The organism is Lysinibacillus sp. NPDC093712 (assembly GCF_050280025.1).
Taxonomy (GTDB): domain Bacteria; phylum Bacillota; class Bacilli; order Bacillales_A; family Planococcaceae; genus Lysinibacillus.
The window spans coordinates 306,744-324,416 of record NZ_JBNNUU010000003.1; the positions used below are offsets into that span (position 1 = coordinate 306,744).

The 17,673-nt window shown below is 39.4% G+C and carries 12 protein-coding genes and 1 other annotated feature; of the genes, 1 reads left to right on the plus strand and 11 read right to left on the minus strand.

The genetic code is table 11. From position 1 onward, the window contains the following. From carB to ACQKNX_RS14180, 10 genes are all read right to left on the minus strand, one after another. Nucleotides 1-3,198 (minus strand): carbamoyl-phosphate synthase large subunit, encoded by a 3,198-nt coding sequence (gene carB, locus ACQKNX_RS14135; protein WP_427429419.1) that lies wholly within the window; start codon nucleotides 3,196-3,198, stop codon nucleotides 1-3. After that, nucleotides 3,191-4,291, minus strand: coding sequence for a glutamine-hydrolyzing carbamoyl-phosphate synthase small subunit (carA, locus tag ACQKNX_RS14140; RefSeq protein ID WP_340825961.1), 1,101 nt, complete (start codon nucleotides 4,289-4,291; stop codon nucleotides 3,191-3,193). Before carA ends, carB begins: the two co-directional genes overlap by 8 nt. After that, nucleotides 4,291-5,568 carry a dihydroorotase gene (locus ACQKNX_RS14145; RefSeq protein ID WP_427429421.1) on the minus strand — a complete coding sequence of 426 codons (1,278 nt, stop codon included), beginning with the start codon at nucleotides 5,566-5,568 and terminating at the stop codon, nucleotides 4,291-4,293. The genes carA and ACQKNX_RS14145 overlap by 1 nt, the downstream gene beginning before the upstream one ends. A gap of 1 nt (nucleotide 5,569) precedes the next feature. After that, nucleotides 5,570-6,448, minus strand: a complete 879-nt coding sequence (locus ACQKNX_RS14150; protein WP_427429423.1) for an aspartate carbamoyltransferase catalytic subunit — start codon at nucleotides 6,446-6,448, stop codon at nucleotides 5,570-5,572. A 207-nt stretch (nucleotides 6,449-6,655) separates the two neighbouring features. After that, nucleotides 6,656-7,966 (minus strand): solute carrier family 23 protein, encoded by a 1,311-nt coding sequence (locus ACQKNX_RS14155; RefSeq protein WP_427429424.1) that lies wholly within the window; start codon nucleotides 7,964-7,966, stop codon nucleotides 6,656-6,658. A gap of 20 nt (nucleotides 7,967-7,986) precedes the next feature. Beyond that, the gene (pyrR, locus tag ACQKNX_RS14160) at nucleotides 7,987-8,529 is read right to left on the minus strand and encodes a bifunctional pyr operon transcriptional regulator/uracil phosphoribosyltransferase PyrR (protein ID WP_340825966.1); all 543 of its coding nucleotides are present in this window, start codon (nucleotides 8,527-8,529) and stop codon (nucleotides 7,987-7,989) included. Between the two features lie 340 nt (nucleotides 8,530-8,869). Continuing rightward, nucleotides 8,870-9,781 carry an RluA family pseudouridine synthase gene (locus tag ACQKNX_RS14165; RefSeq protein WP_427429425.1) on the minus strand — a complete coding sequence of 304 codons (912 nt, stop codon included), beginning with the start codon at nucleotides 9,779-9,781 and terminating at the stop codon, nucleotides 8,870-8,872. Further along, on the minus strand, nucleotides 9,778-10,257 hold the full coding sequence (gene lspA / locus ACQKNX_RS14170) for a signal peptidase II (protein WP_427429426.1): 480 nt from the start codon (nucleotides 10,255-10,257) through the stop codon (nucleotides 9,778-9,780). The genes ACQKNX_RS14165 and lspA overlap by 4 nt, the downstream gene beginning before the upstream one ends. 597 nt (nucleotides 10,258-10,854) lie before the next feature. After that, a complete protein-coding gene (locus ACQKNX_RS14175; RefSeq protein ID WP_427429428.1) occupies nucleotides 10,855-12,423 on the minus strand; it encodes a cation acetate symporter in 1,569 nt (522 codons plus the stop codon). Between the two features lie 26 nt (nucleotides 12,424-12,449). Next, a complete protein-coding gene (locus ACQKNX_RS14180; protein WP_427429430.1) occupies nucleotides 12,450-12,776 on the minus strand; it encodes a hypothetical protein in 327 nt (108 codons plus the stop codon). Nucleotides 12,777-13,021: 245 nt separating this feature from the next. Here ACQKNX_RS14180 and ACQKNX_RS14185 point away from each other — a divergent pair, with 245 nt between their 5' ends. Next, nucleotides 13,022-14,200: a helix-turn-helix domain-containing protein gene (locus tag ACQKNX_RS14185; RefSeq protein ID WP_427429431.1), complete on the plus strand. Its 1,179-nt coding sequence runs from the start codon at nucleotides 13,022-13,024 to the stop codon at nucleotides 14,198-14,200. A gap of 179 nt (nucleotides 14,201-14,379) precedes the next feature. On the opposite strand, the gene ileS is transcribed toward ACQKNX_RS14185, so the two are convergent. Beyond that, the gene (gene ileS, locus ACQKNX_RS14190) at nucleotides 14,380-17,148 is read right to left on the minus strand and encodes an isoleucine--tRNA ligase (RefSeq protein ID WP_427429432.1); all 2,769 of its coding nucleotides are present in this window, start codon (nucleotides 17,146-17,148) and stop codon (nucleotides 14,380-14,382) included. Nucleotides 17,149-17,346: 198 nt separating this feature from the next. Further along, nucleotides 17,347-17,569, minus strand: a binding site (T-box leader). Nucleotides 17,570-17,673: the final 104 nt, after the last annotated feature.

Consider the following 17,673-nt stretch of genomic DNA (forward strand, 5'->3'; position numbering starts at 1 on the left):
TTAATGTACTACCTCCGCTTTCGGCATTTGTTCTGCTGTAAATGTCATTGATTCAATTACACGCAGCATTGCTTCTGCTGTATCTAATGATGTTAAGCAAGGTACGCCATTTTCTACAGACTCACGACGAATTCGGAATCCATCACGAGCTGGTTGCTTGCCTTTTGTTAACGTGTTAACTACTAACTGCGCTTCACCATTTTGAATTAGGTCTAGTAACGTTTGTCCTTTTGCACCGATTTTACCTACTACATCTGTACGAACGCCAGCTGCTTCAAACGCTTGGGCTGTACCTTCTGTCGCTACAATGCGGTAGCCAACTGTTGAAAAACGTTTTGCAAGAGCAATTGCCTCTTCTTTATCCTTATCAGATACAGTGAATAATACTGTGCCTTCTGTACGAATTTCCATGCCAGCAGCAACTAAGCCTTTGTAAAGGGCTTTTTCTAATGTTGCATCTTTACCCATTACTTCCCCTGTTGATTTCATTTCAGGTCCTAATGTGATGTCCACACGGCGTAATTTTGCGAATGAGAATACTGGTACTTTAACAAACACACCTTTTTGCTCTGCCGCTAAGCCAGTTGGATAGCCTTGCTCTACGATTGATTTACCAAGAATCGCTTTCGTTGCAATATTTGCCATTGGAATGTTTGTAATTTTACTTAAGAACGGTACTGTACGAGATGAGCGAGGGTTTACCTCAATGACATACACTTCACCTTGTGAAATTACATATTGGATGTTCATTAAGCCGATGATGCCAAGACCTTTTGCTAGACGAGTTGTGTAATCAACTAAAGTATCTTTTTGCGTTTGTGTTAATTTTTGTGGTGGATATACAGAAATCGAGTCACCAGAGTGCACCCCTGCACGTTCGATATGTTCCATAATCCCTGGGATTAATACATTTTCACCGTCACAAATCGCATCTACCTCAATTTCTTGACCCGTTAAGTAACGGTCTACTAAAACTGGGTGGTCAGGTGAAGCCTCAACAGCATTCTCCATATAATGTTGTAATTCTTCTTCGTTATAAACAATTTCCATTGCACGTCCACCTAGTACATATGAAGGGCGTACTAGCACTGGGAAGCCTAAGCGTTCACCAATCACAAGTGCTTCTTCTGTTGATACCGCCGTTTCACCTGGAGGCTGTGGAATGTCTAATGCATGTAACGCTTGTTCAAATTTATCGCGGTTTTCTGCACGATCGATGTCTTCTAGCGATGTACCTAAAATTTTCACACCATTTGCAGCTAATTTATCAGCTAAGTTAATAGCTGTTTGACCACCGAATTGCACAACTACGCCAATTGGTTGCTCTAAGTCGATAATGTGCATGACGTCTTCAATCGTTAATGGCTCGAAGTATAACTTATCTGAAACCGAGAAGTCTGTTGATACTGTTTCTGGGTTTGAGTTAATAATGATTGCTTCATAGCCTGCTTCTTGGATAGCCCAAACTGAGTGCACTGTAGCGTAATCAAACTCTACCCCTTGACCGATACGGATTGGACCTGAGCCTAATACGATAACAGATGGTTTTTCAGACTTGATTGATTCATTTTCTTCCTCATAAGTACCGTAGAAATAAGGTGTTTCTGATTCGAACTCCGCAGCACATGTGTCCACCATTTTATAGACAGGGATAATGCCGTTTTCTTTACGGTATGCATAGATTGCTTCTTGTGTTGTATCCCAAAGCTCAGCAACTTTTTTATCCGCAAAGCCTAGACGTTTAGCAGTACGTAACACTTCTTTATCGTTTTTATGGTCAGCAAGTGTTTGCTCCATATCTACAATGTTTTTGAATTTATTTAAGAAGAATAAGTCGATTGCAGACCATTCATGAATTTGTTCAATTGTTACACCACGGCGCAATGCTTCTCCGATGAAGAACAAACGCTCATCGCCCGCTTTACGGATACGTTTTTCAATCCAAGAGTCAGAGTTATTTTCAGCATGTTTCAGCTCTAAATGAACTTGACCTGTTTCAAGAGAACGGACAGCTTTTAGCATTGCTTCCTCGAACGTACGACCAAGCGCCATTACTTCCCCAGTTGCTTTCATTTGTGTGCCTAGGTTACGTTTTGCTGATTCGAATTTATCGAATGGCCAGCGTGGAATTTTTGCTACGATATAGTCTAGTGCTGGCTCGAAGCAAGCATACGTTGAACCTGTCACTGGATTTTTAATTTCATCTAAAGTTAAGCCTACTGCAATTTTTGCTGCCAGCTTGGCAATTGGGTAACCCGTTGCTTTTGATGCTAATGCAGATGAGCGTGATACACGTGGGTTTACTTCGATTACATAGTAGTTGAAGCTATATGGATCAAGGGCTAACTGTACGTTACAGCCACCTTCAATTTTTAGTGCGCGAATAATATCTAATGAGATATTTCGTAACATTTGGTTTTCACGGTCAGAAAGTGTTTGTGTTGGTGCTAACACGATTGAGTCACCTGTATGAATACCTACTGGATCAACATTTTCCATGTTACAAACAACGATCGCATTGTCAGCTGCATCACGCATTACTTCATATTCAATCTCTTTCAAGCCAGCGATTGATTTTTCAAGTAAGCATTGTGTAACTGGCGAATATTTTAAACCGGATGTTACGATTTCTTCTAGGTCTTGATCGTTATAGCAAATACCGCCACCTGTACCTCCAAGTGTAAATGCAGGTCGTACGATTACTGGATAACCTATTTTTGCGACAAAGTTTTTCGCTTCATCTAAGTTATGGATAATGTCTGATTCAGGTACTGGTGCACCTAGTTCGTACATTAAGTTACGGAATAAATCACGGTCTTCTGCTTTATGGATCGCATCTAGTTTCGTACCAAGAATTTCGATATTTAGTTCATTTAAAATACCTGAGTTGTCTAACTCAATTGCCATATTTAAACCTGTTTGACCACCTAGTGTTGGTAGGATTGCATCTGGACGTTCTTTACGTAAAATGCGTGATACAAATTCTAGTGTGATTGGCTCGATGTAAACTTTGTCTGCAATTTCAGTATCAGTCATAATTGTTGCAGGGTTTGAGTTTATTAAAATAACGCGGTAGCCTTCTTCTTTTAATGAAAGACAAGCTTGTGTCCCTGCATAGTCAAATTCTGCAGCTTGTCCGATGACGATTGGGCCAGACCCGATTACTAAAATAGTTTCTATATCTGTACGTTTAGGCATGTTGTTTCCCCTTCCCTGCTTCTACTTCCATCATTTCAATGAATTCATCAAATAAGTGGTTTGAATCTTCTGGTCCTGGTGATGCTTCTGGGTGATATTGTACTGTGAAAATCGGATATTTCTTATGACGTACACCTTCACAAGTACCATCATTTAATGCGACATGTGTTAATTCTAAATCTGTATCTTTTAAAGACTCAATATCGATGGCATAGCCATGGTTTTGAGATGTTATGTCTGTACGACCTGTGCGTAAATCTTTTACCGGGTGGTTACCTCCGCGGTGACCGAATGGTAATTTAAATGACTTCGCGCCACTCGCTAACGAGAAGATTTGGTGACCTAAGCAAATACCGAACATTGGCACTTTTCCGATTAAATTGCGTACCGTTTCGATACCTTCTGCAACGTCTTCAGGATTCCCTGGACCGTTTGACAGCATAATACCATCTGGATGCCATGCTAAAATTTCTGCTGCTGGTGTGTTGTAAGGTACAACTAATACATCACAATCACGTTTATTTAATTCACGAAGAATACCATGCTTCATACCGTAGTCAATTAATACTACTCGTTTGCCACGGCCTGGTGATGGATAAGCAGCCTTTGGCGTTACTTCGCGAACATGATGCGTAATCGCTGGTGTCGCTTGTAGTTTTGCGACGATTTCTTCTACATTCACTTCTTCGTCAGCCGCAGTTAAAATCGCTTTCACAGATCCTTTGCTACGAATAATGCGTGTTAATTTACGTGTATCAATGCCTTCAATCCCTGGGATATCCTTTGATGTTAAATATTCATCAACTGTTAAATCACATCTGAAGTTTGATGGTGTTTTTGCTAGTTCGCGGACTACAAATCCACGAATTGCTGGTGTGATTGATTCAAAATCATCACGGTTAATACCGTAGTTACCGATAAGTGGGTATGTTAACGTTACGATTTGTCCGTAGAATGAAGGATCTGAAATCGTTTCTTGATATCCTGTCATCCCTGTTGTGAATACGACCTCACCTTGTGAAGCTCGCTCGCTACCGAACGCTGTGCCTGTAAATACTGTGCCATCTTCTAAAATAAGTAAACGTTTTTTCATTACTCTGCCTCCTGGTATACGATATTACCTTCAAAAATTGTTATTACTGGCCAACCTTTTGCGACCCAACCATTGAAAGGTGTATTGCGACCTTTTGATACAAAACCTTCTGCATCAATAGTTTGTTCTTTCTTTACATCAATTAAAACCATGTCCGCTGATGCACCAACTTGTAACGTTCCATATGGTAAGTCGAAAATTTGTGCTGCTTTCACAGTCATCCAATCTATCAATTGCTTTAAAGTCCATTTCCCCGTCTCAACAAATTGTGTATACAACAGTGGGAATGCTGTTTCAAAGCCGACGATGCCGAACGGTGCGCCAACCATACCACAACATTTTTCTTCTATTGTATGTGGCGCATGATCTGTTGCGATGCAGTCGATTGTGCCATCAAGTAGTGCTGCGTGTAGAGAATCTTTATCGTCTGCAGCGCGTAATGGTGGGTTCATTTTCCAGTTAGCATCATCCGATGGAATATCCATCTCTTCAAGTAATAAGTGGTGTGGACAAACTTCTGATGTAACGCGAATACCTGCAGCTTTTGCGTCACGTACTGCACGCACAGATTCTTTTGTTGATACGTGGCACACATGATAGCGTGCGACCGCAGCTTCTGCAAGAAGAACATCGCGCGCAATTTGAACAGATTCACAAATGGATGGAATACCCGGTAGTCCTAGTTCTTTATTGCGCTTGCCTTCATGCATGACACCATCATAAATTAATGAATTATCTTCACAGTGTGCTACAACAACCACGTTATGCTTTGCCGCATCCTGCATTTGTTCATACATTGTTGATGCTAATTGGATTCCTACACCATCGTCTGAGAATGCTACAGCACCATGTGCTTTTAATTCCGCGATATCCGTACGAACTTCACCTGAAATGTCTTGCGTTAATGAGCCATATGGCAGTACGCGAATCACTGCGCTTTCTTGAATAAGACCGTTAATTAGTTGCATGTTTTCTACAGTGTCAGGCACTGGTTTCGTATTCGGCATTGCACAAATCGTTGTAAAACCACCTTTTGCTGCAGATGCAGAGCCTGTGGCAATTGTTTCTTTATGTTCAAAACCTGGCTCACGCAAATGTGTGTGCACATCTACAAAGCCTGGAGCAACAACTAAACCGTTTCCTTCGATAATTTCCGCACCAGCTACATTGACCTCTTGTCCAATGGCAGTAATTTTGCCATCTACCATGGCGATATTCACTGTATGCAGTTCACCTTGTTCATTTAACATTTGCACATTTTGAAGTACTTTTGTCATGTTATTCTCTCCCTTGTAAAATCGTTTCAATAATTGCCATGCGCGTATATACACCATTGCGAACTTGCTCAAAAATTCGAGAACGTTCGCTTTCGACTAGCTCTGAAGCAATTTCTACATCACGGTTAACTGGCGCTGGATGCATAATAATTGCCTTTGCCTTCATTTTCTTCTCACGTTCCACTGTCAATCCGTACTCTTCATGATAGCTTTCTTTTGAGAAGCTTTTATTTACTTTATGACGTTCATGTTGTACACGAAGTAACATAATGACATCGCTTATTTCGATTAAATCGTCCCAAGAATGATGTGCTTTAAAATCCCCTGCCCAATCTTCTGGGCAAAGAAAATGCACATTTGCTCCTAGTCGTTGTAACGCCGAAGCATTTGATTTCGCAACACGACTATGAGATATATCCCCAGCGATTGTGATATTTAACCCTTCAAAAGAACCAAACTCTTTTTTTATCGTGTACAAATCCAGCAATGATTGTGATGGATGTTGACCAGCGCCATCTCCTGCGTTGATAACTGCAACATGAATGCCTTCTAGTAGCTCGTTATAATATTCATCTTCTTGTGCTCGGATAACGACCGCATCTATGCCAATCATTTCTAATGTTTTGACTGTATCGTACATCGTTTCGCCCTTTGTCACACTTGAAAAGCTTGCGTCAAACGGGATTACTGTACAGCCAACTTTCCGCTCTGCCATCTCAAAACTTGTTTTCGTTCGAGTACTCGGTTCAAAAAATAAGTTTGCAACGTTGTAAGCACGAGATAACGATGATGTTTCGCCATTTTCAAAAGCCTGCGCACGATGTAAAATGCTGCTAATCTCTTCAGTTGTTAAATGTTCCATTGATAATAAGTTCTTCATCATGTACCTCCATTAGATTGTGTGTCATGAACGTCTATGTATGACGTTCTTCATTATTTTAAGTGTCTAAATAATGTAAAAGCCCCGCTGATGTCATCAGCGAGGCATAAGGAGGCGTGACAAATTATAGTAAGCTCTGTGCCTACTTATCGTTTGTCCACTACTTCCCTTTTTTTGCCTCTCTGGACAATTCATTAAAAGGTACTACTATGAATTATTATTTTGATTGTAAGGTACTGGTATATCGGCTTCTTTTTTACCTGGTAAAACCGCATTTAGCACAACTCCGATAATCGCTGCTAACGCCATACCTTCTAAACTTAGTGATTCTGTGACGATAAATTTCGCACCGCCGATACCTATTACTAGAATAACAGAGGCAATGACTAGATTGCGGCTGTTACCAAAGTCGACATGATTGTCTACTAGCATACGGAGACCACTTGAAGCGATAATACCGAACAGCAGAATGGAAACTCCGCCAAGAACAGCTGTTGGAATTGTTGCGATCACTGCCATTGCTTTCCCGAAGAATGACAGGAAAATCGCCACTACTGCCGCTCCTGCTATTACATACACACTGTAAACACGTGTGATAGCAAGAACACCGATGTTTTCACCGTACGTTGTTTTTGGTGGTCCACCAATAAATGCACTAACTAATGTCCCAAAGCCATCACCAAGTAATGAACGATGTAAGCCTGGTTCTTTAATATAATCTCGATTCACTACTTTACCTAGCACGAGCTGGTGACCGATATGCTCTGAAATTGTCACAATAACAATCGGTACCATCGCTAGTAAAATCGTTGATGTAATCGTAAAGTCATAATCTACACCAGGAATAATGAAATGTGGTAGAGCAAACATCTTGGCTTCTTTAATCGGTTCAAAGTTGACGATACCGATAAAAATGGAGTACACATAGCCAACGATTAGGCCGATTAATATCGGCATTGTACTTAAAATCCCCTTAAAGAAGATTGTAAAAATAATTGCCGTAAATAGTGTGACAAGTGCTGCTGAGAAATGCAGTAAGTTATATTCTCCATCAACATTCATCGCCATGCCTACTGCTGTTCCTGATAAGCCAAGGCCGATAACCATAATAACAGGGCCTACTACGATAGGCGGAAGGATTTTCATAATCCATTTATAGCCGCTCTTCCAAATGATGAGTGACACAATGCCGTAGGTTACACCGACGGCCATAGCCCCTATCATGGCGTTACCTGGGTTGACACTTAAACCATTGTCATCTAAACCGCCTGCGGCAAGTAAAATTGGTGCGATAAAGGCAAACGATGAGCCTAAATATGCTGGCACTTGAAACTTCGTAATTAATAGGAAGAACAATGTTGCAATCCCGCTTGTTAGAAGGGCGATTGCTGGGCTAAGGCCTACTAGCTGTGGTACTAAAATCGTTGACCCGAACATGGCAAACATATGTTGAAAACTTAATGTCACCAATTGGACTGGAGTCGGTTTATCATTTATATCTAACACTGCCTTTGACATAACGTTTCCTCACTTTATAGTTAGTCTTCTTTATAAATAATGACGCAATCTTCACCATCGACTTCAGTTAAATTGACAACGATGCGCTCTGTGCCAGATGTCGGAACATTTTTTCCAACATAGTCAGCTCGAATTGGTAGCTCTCGGTGTCCTCGATCAATCAACACTGCCAGTTGAATTTGTGCTGGTCGTCCTAAGTCCATTATGGCATCTAATGCAGCACGGACAGTTCGGCCTGTATATAGTACATCATCGACTAAAATAATTTTTTGGTTGGCAACGACATAATTGATATCCACTTGCTCGACATGAGCTTGCTCATTTTCATGCTTTGTCGATAAATCATCTCGGTAAAGCGTAATGTCTAACTCCCCTGTACGAATGGCTTTACCTTCTATTTTTTCGATACGCTCCGCTAAGCGTCTCGCTAGAAAGGCACCGCGTGTTTTTATACCAACTAAAATACATTCATCAATGCCTTTATTACGTTCAATAATTTCATGTGCAATACGTGTTAATGCTCTTGTCATTGATGGCCCATCTAATAGCTCATTTTTTGACATCTTTTGTCCTCCTCTCTTGAATCTATTTTCAGTGTTGTCCATTATGCGCAACTTTTATTAGAGTATTGCCTCTGAAAAGTTGTTTAGCACAATCGAATTGTTACGGGATGCTTCCTAAGTGGTAAAGCACCATTACAACGGCATAAAAAAACCTCTCGAGGCGAATAGCCTGAGAGGGTTGAGTACGTGTTTAAATAGCATGTCGAAAAAATTTGCAGCACAAATTTTTGCAACACGTTCACATGTACCTTCTCAGCCTCTCTGGACTGCCATTAAAGGTGAATATTAAGTTAAAGTCGTTCATTCACTTTCGTTAGTATAGACCTTCTTTAAATATTCGTCAATCCTTATTTCGTAATTCCTCTAATAATTGTACATAATCGACAGGAAGTGGTGTTTCAAACTCCATATATTCGCCAGTTGTAGGATGATCGAACCCTAAAACTCCTGCATGTAATACTTGTCCACCAAAATCAATCGTTTTTCTCGGTCCGTATTTTGGATCACCAACAAGAGGGAATCCAATATAATTCATATGCACACGAATTTGGTGTGTACGTCCTGTTTCAAGACGGCACTCTACTAGTGTGTACTCACCTAAGCGTTCAATAACTTGGAAGTGCGTTACTGCATGTTTCCCTTTATCGACAACTGCTTGTTTTTGACGATCCTTTTGGTCACGGCCAATTGGTGCGTCAATTGTTCCTTTATCATGTGCAATATGTCCATGGACAAGCGCTGTATATTTACGCGTTACCGTTTTTTTAACAAGTTGATCGACTAATGATTCATGCGCTACATCATTTTTCGCAACCATTAGTAAACCTGATGTATCTTTATCGATACGGTGTACAATACCAGGACGCAAAATACCATTAATGCCCGATAAATCATTGCAATGATACATTAACCCATTTACAAGTGTACCTGTCATATGACCAGGTGCAGGATGGACAACCATGCCCTTTGGTTTGTTGACAACGAGAACATCCGCGTCCTCATAAACAATTTCAATGTCTAAGTTTTCAGCAATTACATCTAAAGGTTCTGCTTCTGGCACGATGATTTCTACAACATCGCCTGCTTTTACTTTATATTTCGCTTTAACTGTCTCACTATTTACTTTGACAATTCCTTCTGTAATCCAATTGCTAATTTGTGTACGAGACCACTCTGTCTGTATACTTGAAATCGCTTTGTCAATGCGCTCTCCTTGCTGTTGTTCTTCGATTGTATATGATACTTGCGTCATTGTTTCACCTGTTTCTTTCCTTTTTTATCTTCGGCGATTAAACCAATCATTAATACGACAACGGCAATCGTTAATGCTGCATCCGCAATATTAAAAATCGGGAAATCGTAATTCATAATAGGGATTAATACGTCGACAAAATCTACTACTTCTCCTCTAAATAAACGGTCAATAAAGTTACCAATGGCGCCACCCAATAAAAGCATTAAGCCTACTTGAAAAAGAGGCTTGCCCTTTGCTTCTTTGTGATAAAAGTAAATAATGGCACAAATAACGCCTATTGTTACAATAGAAAATAACCACATTTGTCCTTCAAGCATTCCCCATGCTGCACCTCTATTACGATGAGATAAAATGCCAAACCATGGGTCCCATACGGAAATGCGCTCACCAAACTCCATATTTTTCACAATTAGCCATTTTGTCCATTGATCTAAAATAATCACAAAAGCGGCCAATCCATAATATTTATACACAGCTATTCCTCCGTTCACTCAACATCTAACCTATTCTACCATAAGAGCTTATATAGCAATAACTAATATAACATGAAAATATGACGGAAACACAAGGCTGCGGCCCAAAAGTAAAAATCATAGCGCTTCGCCTATTGTACTGTCAATAAAATCACATAAACGCCCTGCCTTGTCCGTTCAAAACCAAGATTTCCAAATCGATGCCTCCACGAAAAATAAGAAGCCGTTGATTTCCATTCCAGGCGCTCCCTTTCCGCAGGCACGGCTCCAACTAATTTTTGTGGCGGTGCCACAAAAATGGATTTTCCGCTCGTGCTGTTCCTGCCGGAGTGTCGCGCCCTCCACTCCAATCAACTAGTATCCACTACTAATAAATTATACCGCTTCTAAAGAACACATGTTGATGATATTCTTTTACGCTTTCTCACAAAAGTGCCCATGTGAGTTTGTCTCGTACTAAAGTGTCAACCACCACCTTAGTAGTTTACAAACCCATTTCTCTAAAAGAAAGACAATAGACCAGCCCAAATTTCTTTGAGTTGGTCTACCGCCTATGTTTTCAATACTCTGTAAGTTACAGCCTGAAAGTATCAGGGCCTATGCAGTTTCAGATTCTTTCGAGTGTACGCGCTTCATAAAATCATTTACATCAGCAGGTACTTTACGATCTAACAATGACACAATAATGACAGAAAGGAAACCTACTGGTACAGTTATAATACCTGGGATTTTAAATTGTAGGAAACTCGGCAGTGTTCCTGGTAAGAAAATCATCCACATGGACACAACAAGGCCAATCACCAATCCAGCAATAGCTCCTTTTTCTGTCATACCTCTCCACCAAATACCTAAGATAAAAATCGGTGTAAATGTACTTGCAGCAACCGTAAATGCTAAAGCAACTAAATGACCGATCGATGCATCCTTAACGAGTAAACCTAGTCCACCATAAAGAATACCTAAAATAACAATAGCTACTTTTCCGGCAACTACTCGTTGTTTTTGCGTAATATCTTTTTTCATAAAGCTAGCGTATAAATCATGTGCTAATGCGCCCGAGCTGGTAATGAATAGTCCTGATAAATTAGAGAAGATTGCAGCGAATGCCCCTGCAATAACAAGGCCAAGAAGCCAATCGCCTCCTAAGGCAAGCGCAGTTGTTGGAATAACCATGTTATTGCCACCAAGTACTAAATCTCTCATCACTTCTTCACTTGCACTACCTGAGATGAAAATAGCACGGCCCACAACGCCTAAAAAAACAGCTAACAAGAAGAACGTACTGGCAATTCCAATGGCCATTAAAGCAGATTTACGGGCAGCCTTAGCACTTGGATTCGTATAAAAACGCAATAAAATATGCGGTAATCCAATAGTACCTAGCGCTAAACCGATTGTCATACTTATCGTTTGCCAAAACGTTGGGAAATAAAAGCCTGTCCCAGTCCATGCCCCACCATCAAAGTTAATATCACTACCATCCAAGGCATACGGTGATGTACCTGTAATAGGGCCATTAAAGGAATTAATGGCTGCTAAAATTTTGTCGTAATGCAAGCCCCCATACATTGCTGCAATAAGCATGACAATGAACGCTCCTAGACGAATCCAAAGCTCTAATGCTTGGTTGATTGTCGTCCCCTTCATTCCACCTATTCCTACGTAGAAAATCATTACTATACATGTAAAGATAATACCGAATTCATAAGATGTACCAAAAAACATACTTAATATTTGTGCTGCTCCTAACAGCTGCGGCGCCGCGTAGAAGCCTGAAATCGCTAAAACAACAATTACTGCGGCTAAACGAGCTCGTCTACTATGAAAGCGATAAGCTAAAAAGTCTGCTACAGTAAATGCTCCAAAACGTCTTAATGGCCCAGCAACAAAAATAGCTAGTAGCGTCAAGCCAATTGAGAAGCAAAATGCATAATAGGCACCATCATAGCCTAGCTGAAATGTTAAACCCGCAATCCCTAAGAATGTAGCTGCACTTAAGTAGTCTCCCCCAATAGCTGATCCATTCGTAAACCATCCAAAGCTCCGTCCCCCAACGAAGAAATCAGATGCCGTTGTATTTTTTTTCGTTAAATACGTAATGTACACAATGGTTCCCATGAGTACAATTGTCAACAACATTTTTGGTTCTAAAATCGTCTCAATCATTCAACCTACCCCCTTTAGTGAACTACTTATTTGACATTTTCATATTTTTTCAAGCGCTTTTCATACAAAGCCGTATGGACATATGCAATAACAAAGGCCATCACCATCATGACAATTGTCGTGACAAACCACGTTACAGTCATGCCTCCCCATACTTTCTTAAATGCAATTTCAGGAGCAAACCAATTCATTACCGGGATACTAAAAATTAAAATAAAATAAAATACCGTTAAGCTAAAGCCTGTAGTAAACTCATCCTTCATAATTTTATGCGTCGTCGGATCTAACGGTGGCAAATCTCTGACATCCACAGTTCCAGCTTCCACATACTCATAATCATGACTCCCCGCCATATTACTAACCCCCTTTTGTCTAGGTGAATAATTATCTGAAATTTCAAATTATTATTCACTACAACTATTCTATTCTATTTTTCTAATAATATAGGTACAATATTTTGCTGTATTAGTACAAAATATTGCTATTTTAAGTTAAAATACTTTTATCAATCTTCTTTTTGTTTTTTGATTTTAGAAAGGGGCTGTTTAGCATTTTAAGCGTCGTATGGTACGTTGAGAATTCAATTGAAAAACAGCAAATGATAGGATGGCTAGAAGAATTTCTCCCGCATACATTTATTGAATGTACACGACCGAGCGCACAAGAGGTGGCAATTTTCGTCTATGAAATTAACCATTTATTTGATTGGGTAAAGGTCAAACGATTAAAGAAAAATTATCCTAATAGTATTATTGTCCCTATTGTTGCAGTACACTTAACCTATTCAACAGGTATTGCCATTGAATTAAATTTACTAGCACTTCTTATTAAACCTTTGCAAAAACAAAAATTTTTACGAATTGTAAAAAAACTTTATACATCCTATAAAGATCAACAAGCAAGTACCGTTACAATGCTTGAGCTATCACAACAAATCCCACACAATCATACGTCACCATTTCGCGAAGCTTTTTTGAGACGACTCATACGGGGTGAAATTAATAACGAACAGGAAATTGTTCAAGCTTCTTCGTTTTTATCAACTGACTGTATTCCAAATATCGTTTTTTTAATCCAAGGCTATGTAGATGCTCAGCAAAACCGACCGATACTGTACGATGCAAGTAGTGTTATTACCAATGTCTTTCGTCAGCATTTTTCGGACAAAGCACCCCTGTCCTTTTTAAATTTCGAGCGTTACTTATTATTGCTGATGCGGATTCCTCATACGTATACATCATTTAAACGTTGGACAGATGGTGTCACCACTTTACTGACCGTTATCGAGCTTTTGAAAAGAGATTATAATATCCACCTTTTTATAGGAATTGGTGGTGTGTTTTTGCAATCTATGCAAGTTAAAGAATCCTACAGTCAGGCTAGAAAAGCACGTAGAAAGCCACCTGTAGATAATATTCATATACGATTTTATGAGGACTTAACGGAGCATGAACAACTACAAAAGGCTATTCAATATATCGAGGAGCATTATGATGAGCAACTAATTATTAGTGATGTCGCCAAATCAATTAATTTTAGTCCTACTCACTTTAGCCGCTTATTTAAAAAAGAAACTGGTCGTAATTTTGTTGATTATGTAGCGTATACTCGCATAATTAAAACACTCCCGTATTTACGGAAATTTGACTACACCATTGAAAAAATTTCAACAAGTTCTGGCTTTAATACACCCAATTATTACAGTCTTACATTTAAAAAATATGTAGGAATTTCTCCAACTGACTACCGCAATACAATCGAAATATTGTTTAAGTAAATATACTGAATGCTCAGTTCTCAAAACAACTTCGTACAGACACCCTCGCTTACTTCCTATTCAACGTTACTTTCCACTATCGTACTTAACTTTAGATCGGTATGTTCACAGCTATCCATTCATATAAAAAATGAGCAGTCGATTTCATCATCGCCTGCTCATTTTTATTTCATAAAATTTTATACGTAATACTTTTCAACAACTTCTGCACAACGAGCACATACTGTTGGTTGCGCTTCATTTGTTCCAACTGTTTCAGAAATTGACCAACAACGCTCACATTTCTCACCTGTTGCTTTTTCAACAACAATTGATGCATGTTCTAAAGCTAGCGCTTCAGCAGGAGCTGATTCAATTGGTGCTACCTCAAACGCAGAAACGATTGATAGCTGAGCAAAATCAATGTTAGCATCATTCAATAATGCTAATACTTCTGGTTTTGCATAAACTGTTACTTTCGCTTCAAGAGACTTACCGATTGTTTTAGCATTTCGAGCTTCTTCTAATGCTTTTAAAATAGCATCACGTACATCGATAATTGTTTCCCATTTTTCACGTAACTCATCGAAGTTTGCTTGCTCAACTACTGATGGGAAATCCGTTAATTGAACTGATACCTCTTCTACAACACCTTGTGCGTGTAAATAAGACCAAACTTCATCTGTTGTATGTGGGATGATTGGTGTCATGATTTTTACTAATGTCATTAATGTATCGTAAATAACCGTTTGCATTGCACGTCGATCGTGATTGTCATGACCTTCAATATAAACAACGTCTTTTGCGATGTCTAAGTAGAATGAAGATAGTTCTACAGCAACAAAGTTATTAACCGCATGGTAAACAGCAGCAAAATCATAACGATCATAAGCGCTACGCACTGTTTTTAATACATCTTGTAGACGCATGTAAATGTATTGATCCATTTCACGTAAATCCGAATATGGTACACGGTCTTTCAATGGATTGAAATCAGCTACATTGCCGTGTAAGAAACGGAATGTATTACGGATTTTACGGTAAACTTCAGAAACTTGCTTTAACATATCCATTGAAATACGAACATCGGCAGTATAATCTACAGAAGCTACCCATAGGCGTAAAATATCAGCACCGTATTGATCCATTACCTTTTGTGGGATAATTACATTTCCTAGTGATTTACTCATTTTGCGACCATCGCCATCTAGAACGAAACCATGCGTTAAGAGACCTTTATATGGTGCATAGCCATTAATCGCCACAGACGTAATTAACGACGAGTTAAACCAACCACGGTGTTGGTCAGACCCTTCTAAGTAAAGATCAGCTGGATATTTCATACCACGTTCAACTAGCACACCTTGGTGAGATGATCCTGAGTCAAACCAAACGTCCATAATATCGTTTTCTTTCGTGAATTCACCATTTGGACTTCCTGGATGCGTAAAGCCTTCTGGCAATAATTCTTTAGCCGTCATTTGGAACCAAATATTTGAACCATGCTCACGGAATAGTGTAGAAATACGTGCAATTGTTTCTGGCGTAATAATCGGCTCACCGTTTTCAGCATAGAAAATTGGAATCGGTACACCCCATGCACGTTGACGAGAAATAACCCAGTCTCCACGGTCACGAATCATATTATAAAGACGTGTCTCGCCCCAAGCAGGTGTAAATGCTGTCGATTTAACCGCATCTAATAATTCATCACGGAAAGCATCGATTGACGCAAACCATTGTGGTGTAGCACGATAAATTACTGGTTTTTTCGTACGCCAGTCATGTGGATAAGAGTGCGTAAAGAAGTTTAGTTTTTCTAATGCGCCAACTTCTTCTAATTTAGCAGTAACCATTTTGTTTGCATCATTGTAGAAAACACCTTCAAAGCCTGGTGCTTCATCAGTATAACAACCACTGTTATCCACTGGACTTAAAATTGGTAAACCATATAACTTACCAATTTGATAGTCATCTTCACCGTGTCCTGTAGCAGTATGAACACAACCAGTACCTGCCTCAGCAGTAACGTGCTCACCAACCATTACAAGCGATTCACGGTCGTAGAACGGATGTTGTGCTACGATGCGATCTAAAGCTTCCCCTTTTACCTCTTGAATAACTTCATAAGATTCCCAATCAAGTTCTTTTGCAACTGTTTCAAGCAATTCTTTCGCAATAATGAACTTTTTATCCGCTACTGCCACAACAACATAGATGAATTCTGGATTTAGAGAAATCCCTAAATTCGCTGGTAATGTCCAAGGTGTAGTAGTCCAAATAATAAATTTCGCATCAGCTGGTACAACACCTTTTGCATCTTTAATCGCAAAGCTTACATAAATAGAAGCTGATTTTACATCTTTATATTCAATTTCAGCCTCTGCTAATGCAGATTCTGAAGATGGTGACCAATACACTGGTTTTAAGCCTTTATAAATATAGCCTTTTTCAGCCATTTTACCGAATACTTCAATTTGTCGAGCTTCAAATTCTGGTTTTAACGTAATATATGGGTTTTCCCAATCACCACGGATACCTAAACGTCGGAATTGCTCACGCTGATTATCGATTTGTTCATATGCATATTTTTCGCAAAGCTCGCGGAATTCAGCAATAGACATTTCTTTACGTTTTACACCTTTGTTCGTTAAAGCTTGCTCGATTGGTAAACCATGTGTATCCCATCCAGGAATATAGTTAACATGGAAACCTGTCATTGAACGATGACGTGTGATCATATCTTTCAGCACTTTATTTAAGGCGTGACCAATATGGATATCACCATTTGCATAGGGAGGGCCATCATGTAGAACATATTCAGGGCGACCTGCTGTACGCTCCATTTGTAGTTTATTGATGTCCATTTCATTCCATTTTTCTTGCATTTTTGGTTCATTCGCTGGTAAATTTCCGCGCATTGGAAAATCTGTTTTCGGCATTAGTAACGTTTCTTTATATTCAACCATTTGTTAATTCCTCCTTTATTTTTTGCAAACAGAGAACAATTGCTAAGCATTTAATTACATTCGACAGATTTTGTAAGTCCCAAGCAAAGGTAAAGAGGACACAACTTGTGCCAATCATTTAAATTACACCTTTTTGCTATACTTTCCTAGTGACACGCAAAACAATCCATTAACAACAAAAAAAGCCCCTCAATCCCTGTAAGGGACGAGAAGCTTGAACTCGCGGTACCACCCTAGTTGTAGTACATAATTGTACTACCGCTTGAAAGCACGTTAACGTTGTGCGCTCCGAAATAACTTACTAAACGTTCAGTTATTTAGCTCAGAAGTGATTTTCTTTGTTATTTGCTTGTCTGGGCTCACACTATCCCCAAATCGCTTTACTACACCTAACAAATACTGTCTTCGTCTCTGCCTATATGCATATCTGTTCTTATTTAATTACTATTACAATAGTATATGGAAATCCATGTATGGCGTCAAGTCATATTCATTACATGACTACGTCACTTTTTCAATGGACTA